This is a genomic window from Nocardioides sp. (assembly GCF_031397825.1).
GTDB lineage: Bacteria > Actinomycetota > Actinomycetes > Propionibacteriales > Nocardioidaceae > Nocardioides.
The window spans coordinates 1-13,117 of the sequence record NZ_JANNML010000091.1; the positions used below are offsets into that span (position 1 = coordinate 1).

A 13,117-nucleotide genomic window follows, 5' to 3' on the forward strand; every position below is an offset into this window, starting at 1 on the left:
CTCAGAAATCGACGGCTGTTCGGGCAAAGTTCGGGCTGAAAGTTCTTGCGGCCAGCGCGCGGACTGGCGACGCGACGCCTGGGTCACTCGGACCACCAACGTCACCATGCTCGTCAGCGCCCAGTCGCTGCCCTGGCTCAAGGACCGCGTGGTGCTCAATCCTCTGATCGACGACGCCGAATCGATCCGCACCTTCAACCTCGAACTCAACCTCGACGTGGCCATCCAGCACCCTGACCTCAACGGCCTCCGAGAAGGTCCGTGGTCCTGATGGCCGGCGAATCGGCTCGCATGCTCACCAGGGAGCTCGCGAGGCAGGCAGCCGACGAACAAGAGCTCCTGATCCGCCTCGCTCCGGGGGTGCTCGAGCTCTGAGCTGGACGCGGTTTGCTGTCCTGACCTACGGGTACCGCTCGGCAACCCATTCAATCGAAGGAGCGGACATGACGGACGACGCGCAGGTTGCCAAGGAACTGGTCGAGACGCTGAAGGACGGTGAGCGAGGCTTCGCCCGCGCCGCCGAGAAGGTGAGGGACAGCGACCGTGCGACGTGGGCGGCGACGCTGCAACGCTTCTCCGAGCAGCGCGCCGGCTTCTGCCGCGAGATCGTCGAGCTGGGTCACGAGTACGGCGACGACGTCGACGAGAGCGGCTCGGTCGCCGCGGCCCTGCACCGTGGGTGGATCTCGCTGAAGGACGCCGTGAGCGGCGACGACGCCGGCGCCGTCCTCTCCGCCGCCGCGACGGGCGAGGACCACGCGGTATCGGAGTACGAGAAGGCGCTCGAGCGCGACCTCAGCCCCGGCTTCCGCGAGGTCGTGAGCCGACAGCACGTCGCGGTCCTCGCCGCGCGCGACGAGGTCAAGGCCCTGCAGAGCGTCGACTGACCTTCGCCGATCGCTGCGGGCGAGCTTCTCTCACTCGTTGCTCTCACGGATACCTCACGGGGAGGCGCAGGATGTGCCTGCGGACACCCCCGGTCCGGAGAGGTCATCACGAGCACCGGCAAGCACATGGCGGCCGCGCCTTCTAGGCTGCGGCCATGTCCCTGACCACCCGCCGCCTGACCCGGGACGACTTCGAGCAGTCGATGGCTCTCAGCCGCGAGGCGTTCGGAGACCTTCCGCCGGGAGCGACACCACCCTCACCGGAGAGCTTCCCGCGGCCCGGATATCACGCGTTCGGCACCTTCGACGGCGACCAGCTGGTGGCGCGGGTGGTGACCCGCGAGTACCACTCGTGGTTTGGCGGCGGCACCGTCCCCACCGGCGGGATCGCCGGCGTCGCGGTCACGGCCGAGCGGCGGGGGGAGAAGCTCCTCGACGAGCTCTTCCGGGTGGTGCTCGCAGACGGCCTCCGGGAGCGCGGCGAGGTGGTGTCGACACTCTTCTGCACCGCCCCCGGGATCTACCGCAAGTTCGGCTACGAGCTGCTCTGCTCCTACGACGAGGTCGAGGTCCCCTCGGCGACCCTGGCCCGGATCCGTCCTCCGGTCGGCGTGCGCACCCGCCGGGCCACGCCTGCTGACATCGACGCGGTCCACGAGGTCTACGACACCTGGGCGGCCGCCCAGAACGGGCCACTGACGCGTCGCGGGCCGTCGTTCCCCGCCGACGCGAAGACATTCATCGACGCGTTCACCGGGGTCACGCTCGCGGTCGACGAAGCCGGCGACGTCGTCGGTTTCGCGAGCTGGCAGCGCGGCCAGGGGTACGGCGACTCCTCGAGCCTCGAGGTCTCCGACCTGCTCGCACTGAGCGGCGACGCCTACCGGGCCCTGTGGAGCGTGCTCGGGTCGTTCGGCAGCGTGGTCGGCCAGGTGCGGGTGCGCACCTCGGGTCACGACGTCGCCCGGCTGGCGCTCCCGTCGGCGCACTGGGCGGTCAAGGCGCGCGAGCCCTACATGCTGCGGGTCCACGACGTCCCGGGCGCCTTCGCGGCCCGCGACTGGCCGGTGGACGGCGACGTGTCGTTCTCCGTGTCCGGCGACCACGTCGGGACGACCAACGGGAGCTGGCAGCTGGTCATCGACCAGGGGAAGGCGACGTGCACGCCGACCACGGCGGCCGACGCTCCCGTCCTCACCCCCGGCGGGCTCGCGCTGGCGTGGGCCGGCGCCCAGACCTGCGCCAACCTGCGGATGGCCGGGCACCTCTCCGACGGCACGCCTGAGGCCGAGGCCGCGCTCGACCGGGTCTTCACGCCCCGGCCGATCCACATCCGCGACTACTTCTGAGACGTGACGGGAAGGTCAGCTGCTGGTGGTCCTCGTCCTCGACCTCGGCCGCTACCGTCGGGCTAGAACTCGCGGTCGGACACTCCGGACTCGAGGACCGCGGTGGCATTCGTGCCCAGGCCACCCACGTCGGTGGCCAGGGCGGACGGCGCCCAGGACATGGTCGAGGCACGGCTCGTCGTGCGCATCGTGCTGCCCCTGGCGTGCGGACGTGCAGGTCAGAAGGGCGTTCTGACTCGAGCCCTGGAGCAGGGTGAGGCTCCTGTTGGCAGGATTCCGACGCAGATTCGTCCGGAACGGCCTCTACGCTCGGGGCCATGACGACACTCGAGACGACCCATCCAGCACTCGTCCCGTCGCCCGGCCGGCAGCCGAGAGCGGAAGACTCGGCGGTGCGGCATGGCTGAGTTCGGCGAGGAGGACCTCAGTGGCTCGACCTTCGACTGGACCGACCTCAGCGGGTCGACGTTCCGCGCCGCGTCGCTCAGCAACGTGACGATCCGCGGCACCGACCTGCACCACGTGAAGATGAGCGGCGTCGAGCTCTGGGATGTCGACATCACCGGTGAGATCCAGGGCCTGCGGATCAACGGCGTCGACGTGACGGACTACGTCGAGCAGGAGGTGTTGCGCCGCGAGCCCGACCTGGCCAGGATGCGCCCCGACGACCCCGCGGGATTCCGCGAGGCCTGGGACCTGGTCGAGAGGCGCTGGGACGGCACCGTCGAGCGGGCCCGGGGGCTTGATCCGGAGCTCCTGCACGAGCAGGTCGACGGGGAGTGGTCGTTCGTCGAGACGCTGCGGCACCTCTCCTTCGCGACCGCCGCGTGGGTCGGCCGCGCCATCGAGGGCGACCCGGCCCCGTGGCACCCGCTCGACCTGCCGTGGGACGAGGCACCCGAAGGTCGGGGGTTCCCCCGCGACCGCTCGGTCAGGCCGTCGCTGGACGAGGTCCTCGAGGTCCGTCGCGCCCGCCAGTCCGACGTACGTCACGTGGTCGAGGGCCTCACCGCGGAGGTGCTCGCCTCCGAGCACACCCCGCCCGACGACGAGGGCTGGCCGCCGGCCCGGCCGTTCTCGGTCAAGGACTGCCTGTCGATCGTGCTCAACGAGGAGTGGTGGCACCGGACCTATGCCGAGCGCGACCTGGCCGTGCTCGAGACGCGCTCGACGTAGTCCGGGGCCGAGTCCGGGGTGCTGGGGCGCTCCGGAGAGGATGGGACGACCAGCCCGGCACCCACGTGAGGACCTGTCATGACGCTCCGCCCCCTGACCCTCTCCGCCGCCGCCCTGACGGCGGTCCTCGCCCTCGGCGCGTGCTCCGGTGCGGCCGACGAGGACGCAGCCCCGGTGGACGCGCCGTCCACCCAGGCGACCGAGACGCCGAGCGCCAGCCCGTCGGCCCCTGCCGCGACCGACCAGCCGACGGAGGCACCGACCAGCGAGGCGCCGGTCGAGGCCGACCTCGCGATCGTCATCGCGGGTGACGAGGTGTCGCCCAACGCCGTCGAGATCTCGGTGGGTCGCGGAGAGCCCGTCCTGATCTCCTTCGACACCGACCGGGGCGGGGAGCTGCACGTCCACTCCAAGCCCGAGCAGTACGTGGAGTTCGAGGCCGGCGCGTCGCAGCAGGAGCTGGTGATCGAGGTGCCCGGCCAGGTCGAGGTCGAGGACCACGACACGGGCGACGTGGTCGCGGTCATCTCGGTCACCTAGCCACCGCCACGGCCGTCGTCGGCCCGCGTGATCGGGACGTTGGTCCCTGCTCCGGCAGCCCGGACGGTGCTCTGCTGGGAGGAGTCGGAGGATCGACTCCGGCACCCAGCCGAGGAAGTGATGACGTGGAGATCCAGATCAACGCCGACAAGCACGTCGCCGTCGATGACCAGCTCCGGGACCGTGTCCGGGAGGAGCTGGACAGCGTGCTCGCGCACGTCGAGCACACGGTGACCCGGGTCGAGGTCCACTTCCGCGACGACAGCCCGGTGCGGGCCGTCGGCCCCCACATCAGGTGCCTGCTCGAGGCACGACCCTCGGGACGCGAGCCCGTGACGGTCGAGGCCATTGCCGCGACCGCGACCGAGGCCCTCGTGGGAGCCCGTCACAAGCTGGAGGCCCGCCTGCAGCACGTCTTCGACCGAGTGGGCGCCACCCGGCTGCGGGCGACTATCCGAGGCCGCTAGCTGTACCCGGCCGGGGTGCCCCGGCAGACGGACGTCCACGAGCGGCTGCTCACCGACCTGCCGGCGACGCCCCGCCCACGGGGACGTCCGAGGTCCGCTCGCTCGCATACAGGCGGAACAAGAAGTACGCCGCGACGGCCCCCAGCAGGTGCCACGCCGCATGGCCCTGGAGCAGCGAGTCCGGGTCGCACCAGCCGTGCTGGGACAGGTTCCAGATCGTGAACGCGAGGAGCATCGAGGCCAACGCGGCCGAGCCGAACCTCAGGTCCGCACGTGCTCGGCCGCGCCGCCACAGCCGTGTCTCCACTCCCACAGCGATCACCAGGAGGAGGCCGAACGCGGCGTTGCCGGCGAAGTGCACCACCGGGATCTCCCGGTCCCAGAGGCCGATCAGCTCGCACCCGGCAACGAGCAGCAGGAACAGCTGCCAGAAGAACACCGAGTCTCGCTGCCACCAGCGGGTCGAGGCGTAGGCCGCGGCGAAGCCCGCGACGAGATACATCGAGGTCACGTCCAGCAGACCGCCCAGCGACGACTGGGTCGCGTGCATGGCCGCGCTCGCCGGTCCGAGGAGAACCACGATGCATGCGAGTCCTGTCACGAGCCCGGGGAACCGCGGCAGCGTGTCGCCCAGCAGCTCCGGACGACGAGCCCGCCATGCGATGGCCAGCCCGGCGACGACGAACCCCACGTTGGACAGTGCGTTCGCCGGCTGCTTGACCCACCCGATGCGGGCGGCCTCGCAGAAGTTGGCACCACGGCCCGTGTCCGCGCCCAGCCATCCGAAGCGAACACCCAGGACGAGCAGCCCGATCGACGCGGCCGACGTCGCGAGCGCCGCCACCAGGGGGCGGGGATCACGGTCGGCGGACACCTGGTGAATCTAGCGGCACGCGGAGTCGAGCGCGCGAGACTTCGGCGACCGGATCGACGTGCGCGGCAGCATGCTCGGTCCTGCTGTGACGCGCGCCACTAGGCTGCGCGGATGAGCAATGTCGATCGTGAACGCCGGGCCGTCGAGCTGGTGATGGGCACGACCCACTACTCCGAGACGCTCGACGCTCTCGTGGAGCGGACCGGTCGCACCGAGGCCGACCTGAGGGACGACTCGCAGACCGCGCTGGTCGAGATGTCGGCGTACGTCGACGAGTCGGCCTCGCGGGTGTGGGACCGGATGGGTCGGTGGTTGACGCGCTCCTACGAGGTCGACGTCGACACCAGCAGGCTGAAGGAGCTGGCCGAGCTGGGACGTCAGCACTCGTTGGTGTTCCTTCCCAACCACCGCTCCTACCTCGACCCGCTGGTCCTGCGGGCGGCCACGACCGGGCACGGCTTCCCCAGCAACTACACCCTCGGCGGCATCAACCTCGCGATGTGGCCGTTCTCGGAGCTCGGAAAGCGAAGCGGGTTGATCTTCATCCGCCGCTCGAGCCGCGACGACCCGGTCTACCCGGCCATGCTCCGTCTCTACCTGGGGTTCCTGCTGCGTCAGCGTGCCAACCTCGAGTGGTACTTCGAAGGGGGGCGCACCCGCACCGGCAAGCTCCGCCCGCCGCGGATGGGGGTGCTGCGCTACCTGGTCGACGCCTTCCGCGCCAACGGCGACGACGCCGACGACGCCTATCTCGTGCCGGTCTCCATCGTCTACGACCAGCAGCACGAGGTCTCGGCCCTCTCGCGCGAGGAGAGCGGCGGGACCAAGGCGCCCGAGAGCCTGACCTGGCTCTACCGGTTCGCTCGAGCCCAGGGGCGGCGTCGCGGGCGCGTCCACGTGCGGTTCGGTCCTCCGCTGTCACTGCGCGAGGCCCTGGCCGATGCCGGCTCGCGCGCCGAGTCCGACGATCTCACCGCGGTGGTGCCCCGTGTCGCGTTCGAGGTGGCCCACCGCATCAACGCCGCGACCCCGATCACACCGTCGGCCCTGGTCACCTTCGGGTTGCTCGACAACGACGGTCGGGCGATGACCCTGGCCGAGACGCTCGGCGTCCTGGAACCGCTGGTCGCCTACGTACGTCGCCGCCAGCTGCCGCTCACCGCCGATGTCGATCTCGGGCGCCCCGAGGGCCTTCGCAGGGCGCTGGCAACCCTGGTGCGCGAGGGCGTGGTGGTCGAGTACGCCGGCGGGCTGGAGCCCGTCTACGCGATCGCGCCCGATCGACAGCACGAGGCGGCGTTCTATCGCAACACCGTCACCCACTACTTCATCGACCGCGCCATCCTCGAGGTGGCACTCGTCCAGGCCGCCGCCGAGGATGCGGCCGCCGACGTCGACGTCGTCGCGGCCACCTGGACGCGCGCCCTGGCGCTGCGCGACCTGCTCAAGTATGAGTTCTTCTTCGCCACCAAGCGGGAGTTCGACACCCAGATGCGCTACGAGACCGACCTGGTGCGTCCCGGTTGGGCCGAGGAGAGGGCCACCACGAGCGAGATCACCCAGCTGCTCTCGGGCACCCAGCTGCTCCTCGCCCACCGGGTGATCGGTCCGTTCCTGGAGGCCTACTCCGTGGTGGCCGAACGCTTGGTCACCCGGGAGCCTGCTGCCCCGCTGGACAGCGACGGACTGATCGCCGAGAGCCTCGGGGTCGCGCACCAGCGGTGGCTGCAGCAGGACCTCCACTCGCCGGAGTCGATCTCCAAGGACCTCATGGGTGGCGCGCTCAAGCTCGCCGGCAACCGCGACCTCCTCGGGCCCGGGGGCGACGAGCTGCGCCAGGCGCGCCAGCGCTTCGCCGATGAGCTGGTCGCGGCGGTCGACGCGATCGCCGTCGTCCGCTCCCTCGCGCTGGAGGAGTGATCCGTGGCCGACATCGACGACCTCCTGGCCGCCGTCGCAGCGGGCCCGCAGGGCCCCGACGTCGGTGCCTTCTTCGACTTCGACGGCACCCTGATCCACGGCTACTCGGCGGCCCTCTACTTCCGACAGCGGTTGGCGAGCAGGGCGGTGAGCCCGCAGGAGCTCATCGGGACCATCGTCGAGGTCTTCAACATGCAGCAGCGCGGACACGATGTGACGCGCCTGGTGGGCGTCGGCCTCGGCGCCTTGACCGGCAGCGCCCTGACCGACCTGGAGGAGATGGGGCAGCAGCTCTTCCGGTCCCGGATCTCGGGCCGGCTCTACCCCGACGCCCGCCGTCTGGTCCGGGCCCACCTGCGCGCCGGCCACACGGTTGCCCTGGCCTCCTCGGCCACGAGGTTCCAGGCCCAGGCTGCCGCGCAGGATCTCGGGATCGAGCACCTGCTCGTCACCGAGGTCGAGGCTCTCGACGGCATCGTCACCGGACGCGTCGACGGGCCGATCCTCTGGGGACCCGGCAAGGCAGCGGCCGTGGAGGCCTTCGCCGAGACCCAAGGCCTGGACCTCGGGGAGTCCTACGCCTACGGCAACGGGGGAGAGGATGTCTTCTACCTCGAGACCGTGGGGCGACCCCGACCCCTCAACGCCGACAGCACCCTGACCCAGGCGGCGGCGGAGCGCGGCTGGCCGGTGCATCGGCTGCATCGCCAACGGCGTCTCACTGCTGCCAACGTGGTCCGCTCGGCTGCGTCCTTCGCGGGTCTGGCCACGGGGGTCGCCGCAGGGTTGGGGATGGGACTGCTCAACCGGGACCGACGTACGGCGCTCACGGTTGCCGCTGCGATCAGCTCCGAGCTCGCCCTGGCCGCAGCCGGTGTCTCACTGGAGGTCGAGGGTCAGGAGAACCTCTGGCTCTCGCGCCCCGCGGTCTTCGTCTTCAACCACCAGAGCCAGCTCGACGTCGTGGTCCTCGCCGCGCTCCTGCGTCGCGACTTCACCGGTGTGGCCAAGAAGGAGCTTGCCAAGGACCCCACCTTCGCCGCGATGGGCTGGCTCGCCGATGTCGCCTACGTCGACCGCACCGACCGGATCGCCGCCCGCGAAGCCCTCGCGCCGGCCCTCGAGAGCCTGAGGTCGGGCACGTCCCTGGTGATCGCCCCGGAGGGAACCCGCTCGCCCACGGCACGGCTGCTCCCCTTCAAGAAAGGGGCCTTCCACCTGGCCATGCAGGCGCAGGTGCCGATGGTGCCTGTGGTCCTGCGCAACGCCGGTGAGATCATGCCGGCCCACTCGATGATCCTCACGCCGGGAACCGTCCAGGTGCGGGTGCTCGCCCCTGTGCCGACCGCCGGCTGGACCGCTGACAACCTCGACGAGCAGGTCGCCCTGGTCGAGCAGCTGTTCGCCGACACCCTGGACGACTGGGACCGACCACCAGCGTGACCCCGCCGTCGGAGGCTCCCTGAGACCCCAGCCCGGTCCGCTCAGCCGAGCTCGTCGCGGGTCGCGGACGGCGCCTGCACCAGCTGGTCAACGTTCTCGTCGTCGCGGTTCGTGCTGCCGCTCGTCGGAATCCTGCTCGTCCGGTGCACCGCGTTCGTCGCCATCGGCGCCGCCCACGAGGACGACGGCCGGTCGGCCGGCCCTCGAGGTCGCCGGTGGTCACCGGTCTCGCCCGACCACGGCCGCGCCAGATCTCCACCGTGAGGTGTCAGGGTGTCCTCGTGAACCGCGTCTCGCTGTCGCGCCTGCCGGGCGAGCGCGTGCTGGTGGTCGAGGGCGACGAGCACGTGCTGGCAGCAGCCGACCTCCCGTCGTACGTCGGGGCGCGCGAGGCCGAGGACACGCCCGGGCTGCGGTGGGTCTGGGACGACACGGCCCGGTGGGCGCCGGCCCTGTTGGCGGCCGGAGTGCGCGTGCAGCGGTGCCACGACCTGCGGCTGGGGCACCACCTGCTGCGGCGCGCACCGGCGGCCGACGCGCGACTGCTGGAGGGGGTGCAAAGCGTTCACTGGGACCGGCTCGGGCCGAGCGCGCCGTCGGACCCGGCGCTCTTCTCGGTCGACGACACCGCCGAGCACCTGCGCGCCGACCTCGAGGACGCTCGTCAGCTGGCAGTCGTGGCCACGTCTGCCGAGTCGGCGGCGCTGGGGCTGCTGCTCGCGGCGGAGTCGGCGGGTGCCCTGGTGGCGGTGGAGATGACCTTCGCCGGTGTGCCGTGGCGGACGGACGTCCACGAGCGGCTGCTCGTCGACCTGCTGGGTCCGCGCCCGCCTCGTGGCGCACGACCGCAGGTGCTGGAGGCGCTGGTGGCCGAGGTCCGGGAGGCCTTCGCCGCCCCGGCCCTCAACCCTGACTCGCGTCCGGAGCTGCTCTCGGCGCTGCAGCGAGCCGGGCTCGAGGTGGCCGACACCCGGGCGTCGTCGTTGCGGGCGCTCGAGCACCCAGGCATCCCGGTGCTTTTGCGCTACAAGCAGCTCTCCCACCTCTTCCAGACCAACGGGTGGGCCTGGAGCGACCGCTGGGTGCGCGACGGCCGGTTCCGTCCGTCGTACCAACCAGCGGGCTCGAGCACGGGCCGCTGGTCGAGCAACGGCGGGGGAGCGCTGTCGTTCCCGGTGCAGGTGCGTCCCGCGGCGGTGGCCGACGACGGCTGGACCTTCGTCGTCGCCGACGTCGCGCAGCTCGAGCCGCGCGTGCTGGCCGGGATGAGCGGTGACCGCGCGTTGGCCCGGTCGGCCCGGGGCGCCGACCTCTACCAGGGCATGGTCGAGGACGGTGCGGTCGCGAGCCGCACCCACGCCAAGCTCGGCCTGCTCGGCGCGATGTACGGCGCCACGAGCGGTGAGAGCGGCCGCCTGGTCGCGGGACTGACCCGGCGCTACCCCGACGCCTTCGGGCTCGTCGAGGAGGTGGCCCGCGCCGGGGAGCGCGGGCAGGTCGTGCGCACCCTGCTCGGCCGTGGCTCGCCCGGCCCGGGGGAGGTGTGGGACCGCGATCCCGACGACCCACCGGCCGACCCGGACAGCCAGACCCGCCACCGGCGGGCCTACGGCCGTTTCACCCGCAACTTCGTCGTGCAGGGCACCGGCGCCGAGTGGGCGCTGTGCTGGATCGCGGACCTCCGCAACCGGCTGTGGGGGCTGGGTGGGGACGGCCCACTCACCGAGCGGCCGCACCTGGTCTTCTTCCTCCACGACGAGGTCGTCGTGCACACCTCGGTGGCGCTGGCCGAGGCCGTGGTCGAGCAGACCCGGCAGGCCGCCGAGACGGCCGGACGCCTGCTCTTCCGCGACCTGAGCATCGACTTCCCACTCACCGTCTCGGTCGTGCCGTCCTACGCCGACGCCGGCAAGGCCGGCGCGGCGGTCAGCCCCGGTTGAGCGCGACGGCCGCGCGGGCGCAACCCGGCAGCCGCCGTCACCCTCTGGACCGGTCAGACCAGCGTGCTCCAGTAGTCCCAGAAGCGGACCAGCGCGAGCACGACCACGAGCAGGTACCAGCCGAGCACCAGCAGGTAGCGGACCGACCAGAGCGCGTCGACGACACGGCTCTCGGTGGTGGTCCGCAGCGCGACCAGCACCGACCAGACAGCGATGGGGATCGTCACCGACCAGACCACCAGGCACCAGGGGCACAGGGCGCCGATGCGGTAGAGGCTCTGGAAGGCGAGCCAGTGCACCATCGCGAGCCCGAGGCCCGCACCGCCCGCGAGGCCGACGAGGACCCACGAGGGGAGCCGGGCGCCCATGGCCAGCAGCACGCCGACGGTGACGACGACGCTGAAGCCCACGAGTCCCAGCAGCGAGTTGGGGAAGCCGAACGCCGACGCCTGGTCGGTGACCATGACCGAGCCGCAGGACAGGACCGGGTTGAGGTCACAGGACGGCGTGAACGTCGGGTCCTCCAGGAGGCGGATCTTGTCGACGGTGAGCGCGAACGCCGCTGCCAGGCCGATCGCGCCGAGCACGGCCAGCCCGAGGCCGAAGCCGCGCGTCGGCACAACGTGCGCGCGCGCCTTCTCGGGGACCTTCGTCTCGAGGTCGGTCACGACAGGGCCGCGTCGACGGCCGCCTCGAGCTGCGCGGCCTCGACCGGCTCGCCGTTGACGAAGAGGGACGGGGTGCCGGTGACGCCCTCGTCGAACACGGCCTGCGTGGTGTCCGCGGCCCAGTCGTCGTAGGGGCGGTCCGCGATGCAGGTCGACACGTCGCCTGCCCCGGCGTCCGTGGCGATCCGGGTGAGCTCGTCGTCGCTCAGCCCGGCGCCACCCTCCGGCGGCTGCTGGTCGAAGAGCGCCTCGTGCATGGTGATCCACGCGTCGGCGCCGGCGTCCTCGAGCACGCACATCGAGGCGTTGAGCGCCCGGCTGGAGTAGTCGGTGGTGGAGGCGCGGTCGAGGAACGCGATCGGGCGGTAGTCCACGGCGACGTCCTCGCTGTCGCGGTACTGCGCGAGCAGGTCGCCGAAGGCCGACTCGAACTCGCGGCACGCCGGGCACTGGAAGTCCTCGACGGCTTGGATGGTCACGGTGGCGTCGTCGGCGCCGAAGCGGACCGCGCCGTCGCCGGTGAGGCCCGGGGGAGTCGCCGCAGGCTCGTCGGAGCCACGGGTGGCGAGGATCCCGACGGTGGTCGCGACGACCACGATGACGGCCATCGCGCCGATCCCTGACTGGATGAGCAGGGTGCGGCGCTTGGCGCGCTTCGCCTGGTCGCGCACCAGGCGAGCGGCTGCGGCGCGCTGCTCGCTGCGGTCGTGCCGGCCGGCGCCGGGGACGGGCGGGAGGTGGGGCTGCTTCTTCTTGTTCTGGGACATGCGGATTCCTTCGCGGATGACGGGGTGCCGCGCGAGCGTCGGGAGGGACGGTGGCGCGGGCAGGAGTGGGTGATGAGGTCAGGCGGCGAGGAGCGGTGGCCCGCGTCGGGAGCGCGGTGCCGTGAGGTGGTCGGTCGTGCGGACCGGGAGCCGGTGCGCCGGGAGCGGGACGACGCGGGCGGGGAGACCGACCGGGGGGTGGACGACCACAGCCGGCACGACCTGCCGCCCGGCCAGCGCGACCAGGGTCCACAGGGCGCGCTCCCCGCAGGCGAGCCAGAGCCCGACGAGCACGGCGACGGCGAGGTGCGCGGCCATCATCGGCGCGTCGGCCTGGACGTCGTCGAGGAGCTGCCCGACGGGCAGGGCCGGTGTCGGAGCCTCCACCCCGACGGCCGGCGCGTAGGCGTCCTGGAGCGAGCCCAGGCGACGACCATCGACCAGCGGGAGGGAACCCGTCGCGCCCGGGGCCGTCGTGCCGAGGTTGGTCGTGGCTGCGCGGGCGGCGTCACCGACGTGCCCGGCGGTGGCCCCGAGCAGGACGTGGAGCATTGTCTGGCCGACGGTCACGATGACCACGACGCGGGCGGTCGAGGCCGGGCGGGTCAGCATCGGCACGCTCAGCAGCACCGAGACGGCGAAGAAGGCGGTCAGCACCGGCACACCCGGGAGCCGACCGTCCGCTGTCACGTGGCCCGCGACGCCGAGGAAGAAGAAGGCCGAGGCGACCGCGAGCGCGCGCAGCCACAGCACGGCTGCATCGACCCGGGTCACCACGGCATCAAGTTCCCACAGCTTCCTGAAGGCGCTCTCAGGCGTGGGTGGGGGCCCGGTCCTGGTGGGGGGAAGCAGCCGACGCAGGCAGACGACGGAGCCGAGGCTGACCAGCAGGAACAGGGCGCTCGTGCCGGTGGTGCCGAGCCCGAGATCCCGACCGCACATGCATCAGTTCACCTCTTGACAGTCCGAGGTTCCCAAGGGCCGTGAGACCTGTCACTGTGGGGTGTCACGTCGTGGGGGTGACCGTCCTCGAGGACGGATCACCACCGCCTCGTGCGCGTGGGTCATCGTTCCCGTCGACCGAGA

The 13,117-nt window shown here is 71.8% G+C and carries 15 protein-coding genes; 9 read left to right on the forward strand and 6 right to left on the reverse strand.

Going from position 1 to position 13,117, the window contains the following annotated elements; genetic code table 11:
• The 3 genes from RMN98_RS07865 to eis all read left to right on the forward strand — a co-directional run.
• On the forward strand, positions 1–271 hold a 271-nt coding region (locus tag RMN98_RS07865; RefSeq protein WP_309648258.1), incomplete at its 5' end, for a hypothetical protein.
• Between the two features lie 172 nt (positions 272–443).
• Positions 444–887, forward strand: coding sequence for a PA2169 family four-helix-bundle protein (locus RMN98_RS07870; RefSeq protein WP_309648259.1), 444 nt, complete (start codon positions 444–446; stop codon positions 885–887).
• A 155-nt stretch (positions 888–1,042) separates the two neighbouring features.
• Positions 1,043–2,236 (forward strand): GNAT family N-acetyltransferase, encoded by a 1,194-nt coding sequence (gene eis / locus RMN98_RS07875; protein WP_309648260.1) that lies wholly within the window; start codon positions 1,043–1,045, stop codon positions 2,234–2,236.
• Positions 2,237–2,298: 62 nt separating this feature from the next.
• On the opposite strand, the gene RMN98_RS07880 is transcribed toward eis, so the two are convergent.
• On the reverse strand, positions 2,299–2,424 hold the full coding sequence (locus RMN98_RS07880; RefSeq protein WP_309648261.1) for a hypothetical protein: 126 nt from the start codon (positions 2,422–2,424) through the stop codon (positions 2,299–2,301).
• 211 nt (positions 2,425–2,635) lie between these two features.
• Here RMN98_RS07880 and RMN98_RS07885 point away from each other — a divergent pair, with 211 nt between their 5' ends.
• From RMN98_RS07885 to RMN98_RS07895, 3 genes are all read left to right on the forward strand, one after another.
• Positions 2,636–3,412: a DinB family protein gene (locus tag RMN98_RS07885; protein ID WP_309648262.1), complete on the forward strand. Its 777-nt coding sequence runs from the start codon at positions 2,636–2,638 to the stop codon at positions 3,410–3,412.
• A gap of 78 nt (positions 3,413–3,490) precedes the next feature.
• A complete protein-coding gene (locus RMN98_RS07890) occupies positions 3,491–3,952 on the forward strand; it encodes a hypothetical protein (RefSeq protein WP_309648263.1) in 462 nt (153 codons plus the stop codon).
• A gap of 125 nt (positions 3,953–4,077) precedes the next feature.
• Complete coding sequence (locus tag RMN98_RS07895) at positions 4,078–4,419, forward strand: HPF/RaiA family ribosome-associated protein (RefSeq protein WP_309648264.1); 342 nt, start codon at positions 4,078–4,080, stop codon at positions 4,417–4,419.
• Positions 4,420–4,468: 49 nt separating this feature from the next.
• Here the strand turns inward: RMN98_RS07895 and RMN98_RS07900 are convergent, their stop codons facing one another.
• On the reverse strand, positions 4,469–5,293 hold the full coding sequence (locus RMN98_RS07900; protein ID WP_309648265.1) for a ceramidase domain-containing protein: 825 nt from the start codon (positions 5,291–5,293) through the stop codon (positions 4,469–4,471).
• Positions 5,294–5,404: 111 nt separating this feature from the next.
• Between RMN98_RS07900 and RMN98_RS07905 the strand changes: the two genes are divergently transcribed.
• Together RMN98_RS07905 and RMN98_RS07910 are read left to right on the forward strand one after the other, a co-directional pair.
• Complete coding sequence (locus tag RMN98_RS07905) at positions 5,405–7,213, forward strand: 1-acyl-sn-glycerol-3-phosphate acyltransferase (RefSeq protein WP_309648266.1); 1,809 nt, start codon at positions 5,405–5,407, stop codon at positions 7,211–7,213.
• 3 nt (positions 7,214–7,216) lie between these two features.
• Positions 7,217–8,656: an HAD-IB family hydrolase gene (locus RMN98_RS07910; RefSeq protein WP_309648267.1), complete on the forward strand. Its 1,440-nt coding sequence runs from the start codon at positions 7,217–7,219 to the stop codon at positions 8,654–8,656.
• A gap of 41 nt (positions 8,657–8,697) precedes the next feature.
• Here the strand turns inward: RMN98_RS07910 and RMN98_RS07915 are convergent, their stop codons facing one another.
• A complete protein-coding gene (locus RMN98_RS07915) occupies positions 8,698–8,820 on the reverse strand; it encodes a hypothetical protein (protein WP_309648268.1) in 123 nt (40 codons plus the stop codon).
• Between the two features lie 117 nt (positions 8,821–8,937).
• Here RMN98_RS07915 and RMN98_RS07920 point away from each other — a divergent pair, with 117 nt between their 5' ends.
• The gene (locus tag RMN98_RS07920; protein WP_309648269.1) at positions 8,938–10,596 is read left to right on the forward strand and encodes a bifunctional 3'-5' exonuclease/DNA polymerase; all 1,659 of its coding nucleotides are present in this window, start codon (positions 8,938–8,940) and stop codon (positions 10,594–10,596) included.
• A 53-nt stretch (positions 10,597–10,649) separates the two neighbouring features.
• Here RMN98_RS07920 and RMN98_RS07925 read toward each other — a convergent pair whose 3' ends face one another.
• From RMN98_RS07925 to RMN98_RS07935, 3 genes are all read right to left on the reverse strand, one after another.
• A complete protein-coding gene (locus RMN98_RS07925) occupies positions 10,650–11,264 on the reverse strand; it encodes a vitamin K epoxide reductase family protein (RefSeq protein WP_309648270.1) in 615 nt (204 codons plus the stop codon).
• Complete coding sequence (locus tag RMN98_RS07930) at positions 11,261–12,031, reverse strand: DsbA family protein (protein WP_309648271.1); 771 nt, start codon at positions 12,029–12,031, stop codon at positions 11,261–11,263. Before RMN98_RS07930 ends, RMN98_RS07925 begins: the two co-directional genes overlap by 4 nt.
• Before the next feature lie 78 nt (positions 12,032–12,109).
• Positions 12,110–12,973: a hypothetical protein gene (locus RMN98_RS07935; RefSeq protein ID WP_309648272.1), complete on the reverse strand. Its 864-nt coding sequence runs from the start codon at positions 12,971–12,973 to the stop codon at positions 12,110–12,112.
• Positions 12,974–13,117: the final 144 nt, after the last annotated feature.